The sequence below is a fragment of the Pseudomonas aylmerensis genome (genome assembly GCF_001702265.1).
GTDB classification, from domain to species: domain Bacteria; phylum Pseudomonadota; class Gammaproteobacteria; order Pseudomonadales; family Pseudomonadaceae; genus Aquipseudomonas; species Aquipseudomonas aylmerensis.
In genome coordinates, this window is the sequence record NZ_MAUE01000017.1 from 128,261 (window position 1) to 142,745 (window position 14,485).

The 14,485-nt window shown below is 62.0% G+C and carries 15 protein-coding genes; 7 read left to right on the top strand and 8 right to left on the bottom strand.

Annotated elements, in window-relative coordinates; translation table 11 throughout:
• Positions 1 to 132: 132 nt before the first annotated feature.
• Both BBG20_RS13950 and BBG20_RS13955 read left to right on the top strand, forming a co-directional pair.
• The gene (locus tag BBG20_RS13950) at positions 133 to 2,190 is read left to right on the top strand and encodes a methyl-accepting chemotaxis protein (RefSeq protein WP_065904425.1); all 2,058 of its coding nucleotides are present in this window, start codon (positions 133 to 135) and stop codon (positions 2,188 to 2,190) included.
• Between the two features lie 202 nt (positions 2,191 to 2,392).
• Positions 2,393 to 4,132, top strand: a complete 1,740-nt coding sequence (locus tag BBG20_RS13955) for an OPT family oligopeptide transporter (RefSeq protein WP_065904426.1) — start codon at positions 2,393 to 2,395, stop codon at positions 4,130 to 4,132.
• A gap of 10 nt (positions 4,133 to 4,142) precedes the next feature.
• Here the strand turns inward: BBG20_RS13955 and BBG20_RS13960 are convergent, their stop codons facing one another.
• A complete protein-coding gene (locus tag BBG20_RS13960; protein ID WP_065904428.1) occupies positions 4,143 to 4,769 on the bottom strand; it encodes a LysE family translocator in 627 nt (208 codons plus the stop codon).
• A gap of 141 nt (positions 4,770 to 4,910) precedes the next feature.
• Between BBG20_RS13960 and BBG20_RS13965 the strand changes: the two genes are divergently transcribed.
• Positions 4,911 to 5,537 carry a glutathione S-transferase family protein gene (locus tag BBG20_RS13965; RefSeq protein ID WP_065904430.1) on the top strand — a complete coding sequence of 209 codons (627 nt, stop codon included), beginning with the start codon at positions 4,911 to 4,913 and terminating at the stop codon, positions 5,535 to 5,537.
• Positions 5,538 to 5,578: 41 nt separating this feature from the next.
• Here BBG20_RS13965 and solA read toward each other — a convergent pair whose 3' ends face one another.
• The 3 genes from solA to BBG20_RS13980 form a co-directional block, all read right to left on the bottom strand.
• Positions 5,579 to 6,763 (bottom strand): N-methyl-L-tryptophan oxidase, encoded by a 1,185-nt coding sequence (solA, locus tag BBG20_RS13970; protein ID WP_083221397.1) that lies wholly within the window; start codon positions 6,761 to 6,763, stop codon positions 5,579 to 5,581.
• Between the two features lie 181 nt (positions 6,764 to 6,944).
• On the bottom strand, positions 6,945 to 8,204 hold the full coding sequence (locus BBG20_RS13975; protein ID WP_065904432.1) for a hypothetical protein: 1,260 nt from the start codon (positions 8,202 to 8,204) through the stop codon (positions 6,945 to 6,947).
• 97 nt (positions 8,205 to 8,301) lie between these two features.
• The gene (locus tag BBG20_RS13980; protein WP_065904434.1) at positions 8,302 to 8,652 is read right to left on the bottom strand and encodes a hypothetical protein; all 351 of its coding nucleotides are present in this window, start codon (positions 8,650 to 8,652) and stop codon (positions 8,302 to 8,304) included.
• Between the two features lie 95 nt (positions 8,653 to 8,747).
• Between BBG20_RS13980 and BBG20_RS13985 the strand changes: the two genes are divergently transcribed.
• Positions 8,748 to 9,230, top strand: coding sequence for a GNAT family N-acetyltransferase (locus tag BBG20_RS13985; protein WP_065904436.1), 483 nt, complete (start codon positions 8,748 to 8,750; stop codon positions 9,228 to 9,230).
• A gap of 13 nt (positions 9,231 to 9,243) precedes the next feature.
• On the opposite strand, the gene BBG20_RS13990 is transcribed toward BBG20_RS13985, so the two are convergent.
• On the bottom strand, positions 9,244 to 10,107 hold the full coding sequence (locus BBG20_RS13990; RefSeq protein WP_065904438.1) for a LysR family transcriptional regulator: 864 nt from the start codon (positions 10,105 to 10,107) through the stop codon (positions 9,244 to 9,246).
• A gap of 111 nt (positions 10,108 to 10,218) precedes the next feature.
• Between BBG20_RS13990 and BBG20_RS13995 the strand changes: the two genes are divergently transcribed.
• Positions 10,219 to 10,827 (top strand): LysE family translocator, encoded by a 609-nt coding sequence (locus tag BBG20_RS13995; RefSeq protein WP_065904440.1) that lies wholly within the window; start codon positions 10,219 to 10,221, stop codon positions 10,825 to 10,827.
• A gap of 12 nt (positions 10,828 to 10,839) precedes the next feature.
• On the opposite strand, the gene BBG20_RS14000 is transcribed toward BBG20_RS13995, so the two are convergent.
• Both BBG20_RS14000 and BBG20_RS32930 read right to left on the bottom strand, forming a co-directional pair.
• Positions 10,840 to 11,376: a hypothetical protein gene (locus BBG20_RS14000; RefSeq protein WP_065904442.1), complete on the bottom strand. Its 537-nt coding sequence runs from the start codon at positions 11,374 to 11,376 to the stop codon at positions 10,840 to 10,842.
• Positions 11,377 to 11,486: 110 nt separating this feature from the next.
• A complete protein-coding gene (locus tag BBG20_RS32930) occupies positions 11,487 to 12,203 on the bottom strand; it encodes a hypothetical protein (RefSeq protein ID WP_065904444.1) in 717 nt (238 codons plus the stop codon).
• Between the two features lie 247 nt (positions 12,204 to 12,450).
• Between BBG20_RS32930 and BBG20_RS14010 the strand changes: the two genes are divergently transcribed.
• A complete protein-coding gene (locus BBG20_RS14010; RefSeq protein ID WP_065904446.1) occupies positions 12,451 to 13,011 on the top strand; it encodes a hypothetical protein in 561 nt (186 codons plus the stop codon).
• Between the two features lie 115 nt (positions 13,012 to 13,126).
• Here the strand turns inward: BBG20_RS14010 and BBG20_RS14015 are convergent, their stop codons facing one another.
• On the bottom strand, positions 13,127 to 13,477 hold the full coding sequence (locus BBG20_RS14015) for a DUF7079 family protein (RefSeq protein WP_065904448.1): 351 nt from the start codon (positions 13,475 to 13,477) through the stop codon (positions 13,127 to 13,129).
• Between the two features lie 218 nt (positions 13,478 to 13,695).
• Between BBG20_RS14015 and BBG20_RS14020 the strand changes: the two genes are divergently transcribed.
• Positions 13,696 to 13,989: a hypothetical protein gene (locus tag BBG20_RS14020; RefSeq protein ID WP_065904450.1), complete on the top strand. Its 294-nt coding sequence runs from the start codon at positions 13,696 to 13,698 to the stop codon at positions 13,987 to 13,989.
• Positions 13,990 to 14,485: the final 496 nt, after the last annotated feature.

Here is a 14,485-nt window from a genome sequence, read left to right on the forward strand (position 1 = left end):
TTCGGGGCACGCTCCCTGCGGCCCGTATCTTGCTAGTGCCTTCCCAATCAATGACATGGCATTTTGCCGTTAGTCATTTCAAGGCTTCGCCCACCGCGGTACGCGTGGGTTGTTTTTGGGGAGTAGTCGGACATGCACAGCCTCTTGTCACCCGGTATCCGCCTGCTCGGGCGTTTCGGCTTTGCGCGCAAATTCCAGATCCTGTTTTTCCTGTTCATGCTGCCCCTGGCGGGCAGCCTGTGGATGATTGGGGCGGACTATCGCGACAAGTTAACCGTGATCTCCAGCGAGCAATCCGGCGTTCGGCAACTGCTGGCCCTCGATGCGCTGGATGCCCAACTGACCGCCCAGCGCAACCTGGCGGCCCGCTGGAAGGCTGCGGACATCCTGCACGCCCCCACCCCCGCGGCGAAGGCGGCGATGGACAAGGTCGATGCGAATTTCCCGCTGATCCTGCAAAGCCTGCAGGCCCTGGGCGAGTCGCTGAAAAGCCAGAACGCCAGCGCCGACACCCTCGCGCGCTTCGAGGCGCTGCAAGCCACAGTCAAGGGCATGGACTCGCAATCGCTGCGCACCGTGGGCTGGTGGCCGGACGGATATGACCGCTTTACGTCGGCCCTGACCGCGATGCAAACCCTGCGCGAGCAGATCACCCTGGACGCCGGCCTGATCCTCGACCCATGGCTGGAAACCTATTTGCTCATGCAGATTTCCACCCAGCACAGCCCCGACCTGATCGAGCGTATCGGCCGCATGGCCAGTGTCGGCCAGTCGTCCATCGCCTCGGGGCAGTTCACCCTGCAAAGCCGTTTGCAGATGCGCGATCTGCGCGGTCGTATCGGCGATGCGCGCGACCAGTTGGTCAAGGCCGCGGCGTCGCTCAAAGCCAAGCAATACGCCGGCCTTGAACCCTGGACAGCGCAATACGACAACAGCCTGCAACAGCTCGACAACGAGCTCAAAGTCCTCGACGACGGCGTGTTCGGCGGCACCATCAAACTCGACACCGCAGCCTTTGAGCGCAGTGTCGACGCGATGCTCGACGGCCTGGGCGCGCTGCGCAACCAGTCGCTGATGTCGCTGGACGCGCGCCTCGGTTACTACCGCGACCGCTCGCTGCAAAAATTCGTTCCGGTGGCCGCGACCTTCAGCCTGCTGGCATTGGCGGCGCTGTACCTGTTCATCTGCCTGCAGGCTTCGATCCGCCGCAGTGCCAGCGGCATCACCACGCTGGCCGAATCCCTGCGCGACGGCAACCTGTGCGTGGAAGTGGCGGTGGAAGGGCGCGACGAACTCGCCGCCATCAGCACCGCGCTCAACGTCGCGGTGGTGCAGTTGCGCACCAGCCTGCTGGGGGTCAACCATGAAACCCAGCAGCTCGGTTCGGCGGTGCTCACCCTCAATACGCAGTCGGGCAGCACCCTCACCGAGGTCGAGGACCAGCAACAGCAGATCAGCCAGATCGCCGCAGCGGCCACCCAGTTGGCCGCCACCTCGATGGGCGTCGCCAAGAGTTGCGAACAGGCCTCGGGCAGTGCCCAGCAGACGCGGCGTATCGCCGAAGACAGCAGCCGCGACAGCCAGCGCACCACGGCCAGTATCCAGCAGCTCAACCAGCGCCTCACCGACACCGCCGATGCGCTGGAGCAAGTCAGCCAGCAGGGCCAGCAGATTCAATCGGTGGTCGACACCATTCGAGGCATCGCCGAGCAGACCAACCTGCTGGCGCTCAATGCGGCGATCGAGGCCGCGCGCGCCGGCGAGCAGGGCCGCGGTTTTGCCGTGGTGGCTGATGAAGTGCGCAGCCTTTCGCAACGCACCCAGGCCTCGACCGCGCAGATCGCCGGCACGGTGGACAGTCTGCGCGCCACGGTCAGCCAGGCGGTCAACCTGATGGGCGCCGCGTGCGAACAGGCGCTGACCGATGCCGAGTCGGTCACCGGGCTGGGCACGCGCCTGGGCGAAATCGCTGGCGCAGTGCAGAACGTCACCGACACCCTGGCGCAGATCGCCACGGCGGTGGAGGAGCAAGCGGCGACGGCGGATGAAGTCAGCGGCAATATCCAGCAGGTCGACCAGGCGGCAGGCCGCTTGCTGGACGGTGCGCGCGCGGTCAATCGCGCGGCGGACACCCTGAGCAAGGGCAGCCAAGCCTTGAGCGACAACACCGCACGGTTTCGCCTGGCCTGAGCCGGTGTGGGAGCGGGCTTGCCCGCGAATGCGCCGGGTCAGCCACCGCCTCCGTCACTGACCCGCCGCGTTCGCGAGTAACCCCGCCCGCACGGCACAGCAGCGGAGTTTTCCGGCCCCGGTTATGTTCGCCACCTGAACCTTCGGTGGATACAAGGCTCACTTGTTAGGTCGCCCTGTTCCCTTGCCGAAAGGAATCCGCATGCCTGCAACCTCGCCAACGCTGCCTCCGTGCGGCCCTGTCGAACGCGAACTCAGCCTGCGCGCCGTGATCACCGGGAGCGTGCTCGGTATCCTGCTGACGCCTTCCAATGTGTACGCCGGGTTGAAGATCGGTTGGTCGTTCAACATGTCGATCATTGCCCTGCTGGTCGGTTATGCCATCTGGCAGGGCCTGGCCCGGCGCACCGCCGAGCCACTGCCGTGGACGCTGCACGAGAGCAATATCAACCAGACCGTCGCCTCGGCGGCGGCGTCGATCATCTCCGGCGGGCTGGTCGCGCCGATCCCGGCCTACACGCTGCTGACCGGTAACCAGCTGGACGCGCTGCCGATGATCGCCTGGGTGTTCTCGGTGAGCTTCCTGGGGATCTGGATCGCCTGGTACCTGCGGCCCTCGTTGCTGAATGACAAGGCGCTGAAGTTCCCCGAAGGCATGGCCACCCTCGAAACCCTCTTGCACATCTACAACCACGGGCGCGAGGCCGCGACACGCTTGAAGGTGCTGCTCGGCGCCGCGCTGTTGTCGGGGCTGGTGAAGTGGGTGGACACGTTTTGGTGGGCGATCCCGCGCTGGGCGCCGAGCGCATCGCTGGAACGCCTGACCTTCACCGCCGACCCGTCGTTACTGCTGGTGGGGTTTGGCGGCATCATCGGTATTCGCGTGGGCCTGACCCTGTTGCTGGGGGCCTTGCTCGCGTGGGGCGGCCTCGGCCCTTGGCTTTTGGCGCAGCACCTGGTGACGTTGCCGGCCGACAGCAGTGGCCCGCAGTTCGCGGCGTTGGTGGAGTGGTTGCTGTGGCCGGGCGTGAGCCTGATGGTGTGTTCCACCTTGGCGTCATTGGCGATTCGCTTGTGGGCGTTGCGCGCCGCCACCCAGGCGGCGGGCGGGCGCACCTGGAGCGTGCCCCGGCCAGGGCCGGCTGCGGGGTTCGTGTTGTCGATCGTATTGGTCGTGTGCCTGCAGGCGGTGTTGTTCGGCATCAACCTGTGGATGGCGTTGTTGACGATTCCCTTGGCGATCTGCCTGGCCGCCGTGGCCGCGCGGGTGGTGGGCGCCACCGGTATTCCACCGATCGGCGCCATCGGGCAGCTGTCTCAATTGAGCTTTGGCATCGTCGCGCCCGGCCAGGTGCCGATCAACCTGATGAGCGCCAACACCGCCGGCGGCTCGGCCGGGCAATGCACGGATCTGATGAACGACTTCAAGGTGGGCAAGGCGATTGGCGCCACGCCGCACAAGCAGGTGATCGCGCAGATCCTGGGGATTTTCATCGGCAGCATCGTCGGGGTGTTCGCCTACCTGGCACTGATTCCGGACCCGCACGCCATGCTGCTGACCGAAGAATGGCCGGCGCCGGCGGTCGCCACCTGGAAAGCCGTGGCGCAAACCCTGACCCATGGCCTGGAGTCACTGTCCACCAGCATCCGCTGGGCGATTGCCATCGCGGGCCTGGTTGGCGTACTGCTGGGCATTCTCGACAGCACACTGTCTACCCAGCGGGCGCGCTACCTGCCCAGCGCTGCTGCCCTGGGCCTGGCCTTTGTGTTGCCGGCGTCGGTGTCACTGATGATGGCGCTCGGCGCCATCCTCACCTGGCTGGTGAGCCGCCGTTGGGCGAGCCTCAGCGAACGCTTCGCCATTACCGCCGCCGCCGGGTTGATTGCGGGGGAGAGCATCACCGGTGTCGGCGCGTCGTTGTGGGCCATGGTGAATGGCTGATCACGCCTGTCTAGCGCTGTTGCAGGGCGATTTTCAGCCCCAGGCCCATGAACAGCGTGCCGATGATTTTGCCTTCCCAGCGCCGCAGCCGGGCCAGGCCTTTGATCATGCGGCTCAAGGGGCGAATCGAGAGTGAAATCAGGCTGGTGTAGACCGCGCTGAGTCCCGAGAAAATCAGGCCGAGCACCACGAACTGGAGCAGGGACGAGCCAGATTGCGGGTGGACGAACTGCGGCAGGAAGGCCAGGAAGAAAATCGCGGTTTTCGGGTTCAGCACCTCGGCGCCCACCGCCTGGAAAAACGCCTGGGTCGGCGTCACCTGCGGCAGGTCTGCGCGTGCGTAGGTGCTGGTCTTGGCCATGAACGCGCGCACGCCCAGGTAGACCAGATAACAGGCACCCGCCCACTTCACCAGATTGAACGCGGTGGCGGAGGTCATTAGGATCGCCGATAAACCCAGGGCCGCGCCGAGCGTGTGGATCAAGTCGCCCGTGGCCACCCCCAGCCCGGTCGCGATACCGGCCTGGCGTCCACCCTGGACGGTACGGGTGATCACCAGCAACACGGCAGGACCGGGGATCAGGAACAGGCCGATGACCACGGCTATGTAGGTGATGAGCGCGGTGAGTTCAAACATGGCGAGCTGTCCAGTTGAAGGCAAGGCCCTCAGTTATCCTCAGGTTTGGCATGAATGCAATACTGTTTGATTCAGGGCACTCCACGGCGACGGCGTAGTCTTGTTCTAGACACCCCTCACTCTCGTCCTGCGGAGCTTGCCATGATCACGGTCCACCACCTCAACAACTCGCGTTCACAGCGCATCCTGTGGCTGCTCGAAGAACTGGGCCTGCCTTACGAGATCAAGCGCTACCAGCGCGACCCGAAAACCAACCTGGCGCCGCCGGAACTCAAGGCCATCAACCCGCTGGGCAAATCCCCGGTGATCGAGGACGGCGCGCTGGTCCTGATCGAATCCGCCGCGATCATCGACTACCTGATCCGCCGCCACGGCGCAGGCCGCCTGCAGCCCGATCCTGCCACGGCCACCTACGACAAGTACGTGCAATGGCTGCACTTCGCCGAAGGCTCGGCGATGCTGCCGTTGATGCTCAACCTCTACGTCGGCCGCCTGGGTGAGGCGGGGGCGCCGTTGCACCCACGGATCGAGTCGGAGCTGGCCAACTACCTGGGCTATTTGAACGATGTGCTGGCGGATTCGCCTTACCTTGTCGGCGACGAGTTGAGCGGCGCGGATATCCAGATGAGCTTCATCGGTGAAATCGCCAAGGCCCAGGGCAAGCTCCAGGCCTACCCGAACCTGGCGGCGTGGGTGCAGCGCTTCCAGGCCCGACCTGCGTACCGCAAGGCTGTGGAGCAGGGCGGCGAGTACGCGTTTGCCAAATAAACTAAGCGCAGGCGAGGCCTATCCGCCTCGCCCCCAGCGTTTTACTGCGGCGCTAATGCCTGGCCTGCAAACCGCTTCAGCGAAAACGCCGACAGGTCCAGGTCGCTCGAACCGCGGATACACCACTGCGCAAATGCCTCGCCCAGTGCAGCCGAGTGCTTGAAGCCGTGCCCCGAGCACGGCGACACCACCAGGGTGTGTTGCAGTGTGGGGTGCTGGTCGATGATGAAATGGTGATCCGGCGTCACCGTGTAGGCACACACCGCCGACTTGACGACTTTGGACGTGACCCCGGCAATACGGCCTCGTACCTGCTGCGCATACATTGCCTGCTCCTCAGCGGCCGAGACCGTGCGGTCGAGTGTTTCGGGGGTGGACGCGGTGTGGTACTGCGCCGTGGCAATCTTCAACGTGCCCTCGCCGGGCAATGCCGGGAAACCGTAGTTGGTATTGCCCTCGCCCTGGCCGTGCGTAAGGATGTAGGTCGGTGATTTCCCCACCAGGTCGGCCCCCGGCTCAAGCTCGAACCAGAACAGCTGCTGCCGATACACCTTGAGCAGTTGATCAAACGGCGCGCCAAGCAGGCCGCCGGCCCAGTTGCCCGCACTCACCACCAGCTTGTCGGCCTGCAGCGTGCGCTGGTCGGTGGTCACGGTGACGCCGTGCTCATCCGCGCGGATAGCGGTCACGGTCTCGCCCTTGTACAACGTAGCGCCGTGCTGTTCAGCCAGCCGGAGCTGCACCTCGATGCAACGCTCTGGCCGCACAAAGCCGCCGCCCGGTTCGTAATAGCCGATGGCGCTGTCCGCCACGTGGGCGAATTGCGCAAAGCGCTGGCGAATCTGCGCCGCGTCCAATACTTCATGTTCGATGCCGTAGGTGTTCGCCAGGCCAATGGTGCGCAAGGTGAAGTCCGATTCATCGCTGGGGTCGAAATCATCGCGGGAGGTCAGTACCAGCAACCCGGATTGTTCGAACAATGCCTCCCCCGACGCGGCCTCAAGCTCACGCCAGATACGGTGCGAGTTGCGCACGATGGGCACGTACTGCGCGCCTTCACCCACCGACAGCCGCGTGATGCGGGTGTCGCCATGGCTGGAGCCGAAGGTATGGGGCGGATGATGACGGTCGATGCCGGCGACCTTTACCCCGGCCTTGGCCAATTGGTACACGGTGGCGGCACCCATGGCGCCCAGGCCGATGACCAGCGATTCATAACGTTCCACTGTCGATACTCGCTAGAGAGGGAGGGCGCTTAGTTGAGGGCAACGGCGGCTAAAACACAATGGGGGCGGGGTGTTTCAGGCCGGTCAATGTGCGCTTGGGCGAAACCGCGGAATGTTTTTGCGAGGTGCCGAGCTTTGCGTTGCCGGTGAAGGGCTCACCGGCAACCGATAACGCTGCCGGTCAGCGCACCACGTCCAACGCGGTAATTTCATTCACATAGTGAAATTCACTCGACGTCGATTCCAGCGTCAATGCGACGCCCAGGTCCTCGATGAAGGCGCGCGAGGTTTTGTAGTCGCCCTGGTCGCACGCAAGCCGGATGGCGTCCCCTGTCAGCGTGGCAAACACCTGGTGCGCCGGGAAACGCTCGCCGACCTTGCAGGTCAACGTCGTGTCGTGCGGTTTGTCGGTGGGCTTGGCCGGCACATTGACCATGCTCAGGTGAGCGGTCAGCGTCTGGCCCGGCGTCCAGCTGGTCGGCAGCTTCAGCTCGGCTGTGCGGGTTTGCAGGACCCGCCCGTCACCCACGCCGTTCATCTTCGATTTCAGCTGGATCAGGTCGGCCTGCATCAGGCGTTCGACGTTGAAGACCGGCCCGTAGACCTCGTTCTTCACCAGCAGGCCGCCCTCGGCCTTGAGCGTCACCGACGTCGGCGAGTCCTCGCTGCCGTCGCCCTTCTTGGACAGGTAGGTGTAGCTCAGCGTCTTGAACTTGGGTTGCAGCAACGGCGAATCGAGGCGTTGCAGCACGGCAGCCGGCACCTCGACATCGCCGAGGCTGGTTTCAACCTGAGTACGCGGGTAGTCGACCGGCGCGATGTCCGGTCGCAACATCGCCAGCAGCGCCGCGTTGACGCCGCCCTGCACCGAACAGCTGATCCGCGACTGTGTGCCTTGCTTGCCTTCCGGTTCGATGATCAGCACGCGCTCGACATTGCGCGTGCCCGGCGCCTTGCCTGGCTGGGGCTTGATCGAGCGCCAGCTGTTGCCGACCTTGAGCTCGCTGCGCGTGTATTCGTGTTCGCCTTTGAACAGGAAATTCGGTTGGTCCAGCAACGGCGCCAGGCGCTGAGCCACCTCATCGATATTGCCCTGCGCAATGAAGCCCCAGTAATAGTAGAGCCCCAGCGGGCCGAGGTCGGCGACCTCGTCGTTATAGGCCAGCAGTTTCAACCCGGCGATCGGCGGCGCGCTGACCGGCACGGCGTTGGCGTTGCGGTTGGTGCGATCTTTCACCGCGATCCAGGTGTAGTTCTTTTCCTGCTTGAGCGGCGCATAGGCCTGCCAGGCATCGCGATGGGTGTTCAAGCTGCTGAAGAAACTCGCGTCGCAACGGGCGAAGGCCTTGAGCGTGTCGGTCAGGGCGGCGTCATCGGCGTGGGCGAAGGACGGTGCCAGCAGGGCGCAGGCGAGGACGAGGGCGGACGCAGGCAACTTCATCGGGCGGGATTTCCGTATCGAGGCGGGGAGGTGGGCATTATCCAGAAATTGAGCGCCAGCGCAGTCAAAATGTAGGCGTTGTCGAGCGTGTCGCCTTTCAGCCCAGGCGTACACGCCAATCACCGCCGTGCTGCAGGCGGCATTCTTCTTCGCTGTCAACGCGTACGCAGCGGTCCAGGCGCACCGCGCCAGCTTCGGCAGCGGCCAGCGCAATGCCGGTCAGCTCACGCAGGCGCTGGTCAGTGCCGGCGGCGAGGGCCTGGTCTTTGCTGGCGCGGGTGTCGAACACCCAGATCACCCGCAGGCTTTGGGGGAAGGCGGCGTAGTCGACGGTGTGGGTCAGCCACTCGAAGCCGGGGATTTCGGCTTTGGCGGTTTCGCAGGCGTCGGTGAGGGTGGCGACGAGGCGGCGTTCCAGGCGCGTGGCTTCGCGTGGGGTCAAGGGCATGCGGGGCTCCGGGATGTCATGTGTTTTTCACGAGGAGGTCCCAGACTAATGGGCTGGTTGCATTGTGCAAATCCATTTCAAGGAAAGTGCCCCTCATGGACGACGCTGTTACCTATCGACTTGCCACGCTCGATGACGCACTGAGCCTGTGTGAACTGGGGCAAGTGCTCTGCGACGTGCACCATGCTGCGCGGCCCGATATCTATGCGGCGCCCACCGAGGATTTTTCGCGCGATCTTGCCCATTGGTCTGGCCGGTTCGAAAAGGCGGGCCAGGTTGTCTTCATCGCGCATGCGGGCCTTGAGGCCGTGGCATTTATTACCGCCAGCCTCTCAGCCAGCAGTGGGCCGCTGATGCAGCCGCAGACTGTCGCGCGTGTAGGCTCGGTGTGCGTAGCCGAAGCGTATTGGGGCCAAGGTATTGGCCGCCACCTTATGGGCCTGGTTAAACACTGGGCGCTGGACAATGACGCGCAGGATTTGCGCCTATCGGTGTGGTCGTTCAATGAACGTGCCGTGCGCATGTACACCGAGTTGGGGTTTGAGAGGCGTGCGCTGGAGATGGGAATGCGTCTGTAGCGCGGGCCGTCGACTACACCGGCGCCCTTAATGCGCTGATGATGAACGCGTGCAGGCTATTCACCGCCTTGGACCCGCGCGAGGCGCGGCTGCGCAGGATCGAGACTTCCATCGGCGCGATAGTGCCCAGACCATGCTCAGCGCTCAACACCTGCAGCGATGGCTGCACGGTGCACTGGGTGATCGCGGCAATCGCGAGGCCGCCCTCGACGGCGGCCACCTGGCCGGCGAGGCTGGAACTGTTGTAGACCACCTTGTATTGGCGCCCCTGCTGGGCCAGTGAATTCACCGCGTAACGCCGCGCCAGGCTCTCACTTTCGTAGACCGCGATAGGCAGCGGGTCTCGGCGCCACAGTTCGAACTGCGGCGAGCCCACCCACACCATCGGCTCCTTGAACAGAAAGGTGCCACTGTGGGACGAGTCGCGGGACACCAGTGCAAGATCAAGATCGCCGCTGCGTAGACGCGGGATCAGCGTGGTCGACTGTTCACAGGTGAGTTCGATTTCGACCCCTGCGTAGCGCGGCGAAAAACGCTTGAGCACCGGTGTCAGGTAACTGGCAGCGTAGTCCTCTGCAACGCCGAGGCGGATGCGTCCGGTCAATGCCTCACCGTTGAAGGCCGCCTGGGTCTCGGCGTGCAGGGCAAGCATGCGGCGCGCGTAGCCCAGCAGCGTTTGGCCGTCATCGGTGAGTTGCAGGTGCCGCGGGCCACGGTTCAACAGCGGACGTCCCAGCGCGGCCTCGAGTTTCTTCATCTGCATGCTGACGGCGGACTGCGACCGGTTAACCTCCTGGGCAGCGCCAGAGAGCGACCCCGCGTCCACCACGGCGACGAAACATTTGAGCCAATCAATCTGCAGATCGCTGGACGGCATTGCACTTACCTGTATTCGTTAATCGAATGGCTGCGACGTGAATAATGCGCTTTTCAGGGTGATTGTTCACTCGCAAGATAGGCGCTTGCCCCTTATCTGCAGGATCTGATCATGCCATTCGACACGTGGCTGCTGTACCTGGTGACCTGCTGCGGCATTGCCGTGGTGCCAGGACCCAATGCGTTACTGGTGCTGACCCATGGCGCCCTTCACGGCAGCCGCAGGACGTTGTTCACCATCAGCGGCGGCGTGCTCGGCTTTGCCCTGGTGCTGACGCTGTGCGCGCTCGGCCTGGGCGCACTGATCAAGGCCTCGGCCACCTGGTTCACGGCCTTGAAGGTGGTCGGCGGGCTGTATCTGATCTGGCTGGGGTTTGGCCTGTGGCGGTCGCCGCCGGTGAGCCTCGAGACCACTGCGACACCAAGCCTGCGCCGCTGGCCGTTGTTTCGTCAGGGGCTGGTTTCGGCCCTCTCGAACCCCAAGGCATTGCTGCTGTTCACCGCGTTTATCCCGCCATTCCTCGACCCGCACCGCAGCATCATCGCGCAGACAGCCGCCATCGCGCTGACCTACGCCGTCGTGGAGTTCGCGGTGGAATACCTGGTCGCCAGCGCCGCGCACCGAGTGCGCCCTTGGCTGGCCCGAACCGGGCGCCGCTTCAATAAAGTCTGCGGCGGTTTTTTTGTGCTGTTCGGGCTGGCTTTGCCGGCGCATAGCTGAAGGTCGTTGGCCTTAGAAGTTGTCGCCCCATTTGCACAACTTGCTGTCGCCCAGCGGTTCGAAGCTGAACGAGCGTGTGCCCACCTGCATTCTCTTGAGGATCACCGCGCAGCTACCAAGCCCGGCCGCCTGCAGTTCGTAGTCCGCGCCAGCAACAGGCACAAAAGTGAACATGTTGTAGCAACGATTGCCGATGTAATGAAACGCGATGGGCTGCCCGGCGGGCACCAGCAGCTCACTCTCCACGGTGGAGGCTAACTGCACGGCGGTGGGTTGCATGCCAAGCTTTTCACCGTTGCGATCAGCATAGCCGTCGCGCTGCGCCACCATCACCCCCGCGCCAGGCAGGCGAAAGTTGATGCAGTCCGACTTGGGCACGGCGCGGACCATGCCGTCGCTGATCACTCGCACGCGGGCAGTGTCGCCACTGGTGGGCGACGAGTAGGGAGTGGAGAAGGAGCGGACATCCGTCAGCGCTCCACACCCGCTGAGCAATGCCAGCAGGCTGATTCCGACAAGCGAGTTAAGCGCGCGCGGCGATGTGTACATGAGGCGCTCCCTGCGGATTGACGGTCAAGAACGCCCTTTTTTCAGCGCAAAAGGGCCAGCGCGAAAGTGGCTGCACACACAGCAGCCATTGTGTACCAGGCCCGGTCGGCTTATTGCCCGGCCTGGCTGACAGGGGTCACGTTGCGGGTGTGATAATCGCCCGACGCGTCCTGGATGCAGTAATTGGGGGAAATCGGCTTTTCCTCGCCGGCTTTCAACTCAACCACCTCATTGCGGCACGTTGTCTTGAATGTTTGCGACTGGAATGCCTGCCGGATTTCATAGTCGGCGCCTGCGCGTGGCACAAAACTCACGGGCGCTGAAGAGCAACTGGACCCGGACGTGACGAACGCCACAAACGCGATCAGCGGCTGCCCGGCCGGGACCACATGTTCATCGAAGTACCTGCGCGTCTCATCGATCTTCGCGCTGACCGGGGAGGGAGGCATGCCGATGACATTGTTCTGGTAGTCGGAAGGCCACATGCCGAAGATATCGCTGCTCTGACCGCTGGGCACGATACGCGAAGGATTCCATCCTTGCGGCCGCTCGCGGGCGGCCAGCGCTTTTACGTAAGTGTCGTTGAAATACTGCTCGCAGCTTTGGCCGGAGACAAAACCTGCGTAGGCCCCTTGCCCGCTGATCAGGCGGATGCGCGCCGTACTGGCGGGGTCGTACTTGGCCATCTCGGCCGGGTCCTGGACATCGGTTTTCTTGAAGGTGCAGCCCCCGACAGCCAACGGCACGATGAGCAACAGCCCCAGGCGTGCGATGACAGTGCCCAAGCCGGTATGAATTGATGAGCGCTTGCTGGCGTCCTGCTTCATTATTTTCTCCCTGTTAGTGGCGCAACCTTGGTGATGACGGGGTTTGGGCAGGCGTTTGCCTTCAAAGTTCGCGGGCTCGTATTGGATTGGGCAAAGAAAGCGAGGCGGCTGCCTTTTCTCTGGGCCGATGTGTCGCGCGTACAGTCCGCCCTGTTATTCTGATTCAGCAATCCGGGGTGTAGATAAGATGCCATACGGCATTAAGCGACAGGAATGTCGGCTAATTGATAGTTAGGGAAAACTGAGTATGCGTCGCTTAATAGCCCATGGGTTTGTGTTTGTCAGCATTGCGATACTCTGTTCCGGCTGCACATCTTATTCGTCCCAGCCGACAATCAACGCACCCGCTGCACCCGAAACAAAAGAAATCATCCCCAGCTTCAGTTACGCAATAAACTCCCCCTGGAAAGCCAGTCGCTTCGGCAAGGACGCCTACGCAGCGACACTCAAGGTTATTCCTGATGCACAGGATACGAGCTCCAGCCTTGCCGCTCCGACCCTGCCGGCATTGGAAATAAAGATCTCGGAGTTTTCATCTGGCGGCGCGTGCGGACAAGAGTACTTGACGGGCCTGAGCCTGGGCTTGATCCCCAGTTGGTGTACGCGGACAAACCTTTTCAAGTTTGATTTTATATTGAATAAGGATCAGCGCTTTTGCAGGCAGAAAACCTACTCGATCAACTCCACGTCGTTTTCACATCTCACCATGATTCCGTTTGCACTCTTCAATACGGACAATCAGCCATTGACGCTCTATCAGGCGGCGCTTAAAGATTTCCTTCGGACAGGTCAATGTGCGACGCCTTGAGCGGCTGCGGCTGCGAGAGGGGCTCATACCAAGCGTTGGGGCGTTCGAAATCAGGTGATCGGCAGCTTCTGGCCGATGCGCCCGGCTAGCCACCAGGGGCATTGATGAAGTCAGGTCAGGCATATCCCGGCGGAAGGCGGGTTGCCACTTGCTCCCAGCATCTTCTGATTTCTTTGATAATGCTGCTGTCACCCTGTTTTTTCGTAGAGACCTCACACACCGACAAATGCTCTAACAGCCACTCATCTGTCCAGCCCGCCCATTCACCTGCAATGGATTTGAGGTTTGCTTCAAGTGCCGGGAAAACTTCACCCCATAGGATGCTGTGAATTTCCTGGGGCGAATAGCCTGTTTCCACGACTACGCGAGCGACGTAGTCAAACGTCGAGTCGGTGATCTCAGTATCGAGGAAAAATTCTGAAAGTGCCTGCCAGATCTTCAGGCGGTTTGTGTCGACAGTTTCCATGCAATATCCCGAAGCTGGATGGCGCCCGGAGGCCAGTGGGTAGGGTAGTCGAAAAAGCGGTCAGTCAGATATTGGGTGTCAGGACGGGCTGCTTTAGACACAAAGCGGCTTGTCGTGAAGGGTAGCAATCGGCCAGAAGCGGACCTTCATTTTAGACGCATTCATTAGCCTATAGCGGCCTGTAGTAGAATGCGGATTTGAACAAAAGAAGCTTCATCATGGATGTTCACGCACTTGAAGAAAGCAGTGTCTTATCGATCACAATGGACCAAGCCCATCGCTATTTCGAGATGGTTGTCAGACTGGATGACGGGTCCAGAAACAAGCTGATGGCGTGGAACGCGGACGGCACTCAGCTAGCTATCAGGCTTGGCGCTCTTAAACTTCAAAACATCAGCGAACTCGGAGAGCTTGAAGGGATAAATATCGTTGATAATGTTCTATCCCTTGAAGGCGATTTTGGAGATATAACGATCACAGCCACCTCGATTTTGATTGAAAAGCTGATGTAACTACCGTGCGGGAGGCTACTTCGAGCTGAATGCTAACCGTCACGGATGTCTGATTGTGGCCGATAACTGACTTTCTGATTGGAAAGGCCGAGCTGGAAGGGCTGATAGGCAGCTAGTACGCTTGAGTATCTCTAATGATAGGAACCTGACATGGGACATGATTCCTCGTTGCAGATCGAACGCGCCGCTTATGAGGAGTTCGTTCGGCTGTGGAGTCAAGGAAGCTTCGAGCATCAGCGACTGGGCCAAGCGTTTTACAACCACTTCAATCTACACAAACTCACCGATCAGGCCGGATTACACGGTCTATATGAGACCGACGGTGATAAAGCCTCACGCTTGATCTTGAGGCTTTTCCACCTTCACTGAGTGGCAGCTATCGACCCTAAGCTGCCCTTCGCGAAAGGCGGCAATCGGCCAGAAACAGACGTCCATAAACGACTGTTTCCGACCCATAGCAACCCTTCGGGGAGGGCAAAAACCGGCCCTGCAGGAG

Coding starts and splice junctions, on each gene's coding strand:
- BBG20_RS13950 (WP_065904425.1), top strand. CDS start 133: ATGCACAGCCTCTTGTCACCCGGTATCCGCCTGCTCGGGCGTTTCGGC.
- BBG20_RS13955 (WP_065904426.1), top strand. CDS start 2,393: ATGCCTGCAACCTCGCCAACGCTGCCTCCGTGCGGCCCTGTCGAACGC.
- BBG20_RS13960 (WP_065904428.1), bottom strand. CDS start 4,769: ATGTTTGAACTCACCGCGCTCATCACCTACATAGCCGTGGTCATCGGC.
- BBG20_RS13965 (WP_065904430.1), top strand. CDS start 4,911: ATGATCACGGTCCACCACCTCAACAACTCGCGTTCACAGCGCATCCTG.
- BBG20_RS13975 (WP_065904432.1), bottom strand. CDS start 8,204: ATGAAGTTGCCTGCGTCCGCCCTCGTCCTCGCCTGCGCCCTGCTGGCA.
- BBG20_RS13980 (WP_065904434.1), bottom strand. CDS start 8,652: ATGCCCTTGACCCCACGCGAAGCCACGCGCCTGGAACGCCGCCTCGTC.
- BBG20_RS13985 (WP_065904436.1), top strand. CDS start 8,748: ATGGACGACGCTGTTACCTATCGACTTGCCACGCTCGATGACGCACTG.
- BBG20_RS13990 (WP_065904438.1), bottom strand. CDS start 10,107: ATGCCGTCCAGCGATCTGCAGATTGATTGGCTCAAATGTTTCGTCGCC.
- BBG20_RS13995 (WP_065904440.1), top strand. CDS start 10,219: ATGCCATTCGACACGTGGCTGCTGTACCTGGTGACCTGCTGCGGCATT.
- BBG20_RS14000 (WP_065904442.1), bottom strand. CDS start 11,376: ATGTACACATCGCCGCGCGCGCTTAACTCGCTTGTCGGAATCAGCCTG.
- BBG20_RS32930 (WP_065904444.1), bottom strand. CDS start 12,203: ATGAAGCAGGACGCCAGCAAGCGCTCATCAATTCATACCGGCTTGGGC.
- BBG20_RS14010 (WP_065904446.1), top strand. CDS start 12,451: ATGCGTCGCTTAATAGCCCATGGGTTTGTGTTTGTCAGCATTGCGATA.
- BBG20_RS14015 (WP_065904448.1), bottom strand. CDS start 13,477: ATGGAAACTGTCGACACAAACCGCCTGAAGATCTGGCAGGCACTTTCA.
- BBG20_RS14020 (WP_065904450.1), top strand. CDS start 13,696: ATGGATGTTCACGCACTTGAAGAAAGCAGTGTCTTATCGATCACAATG.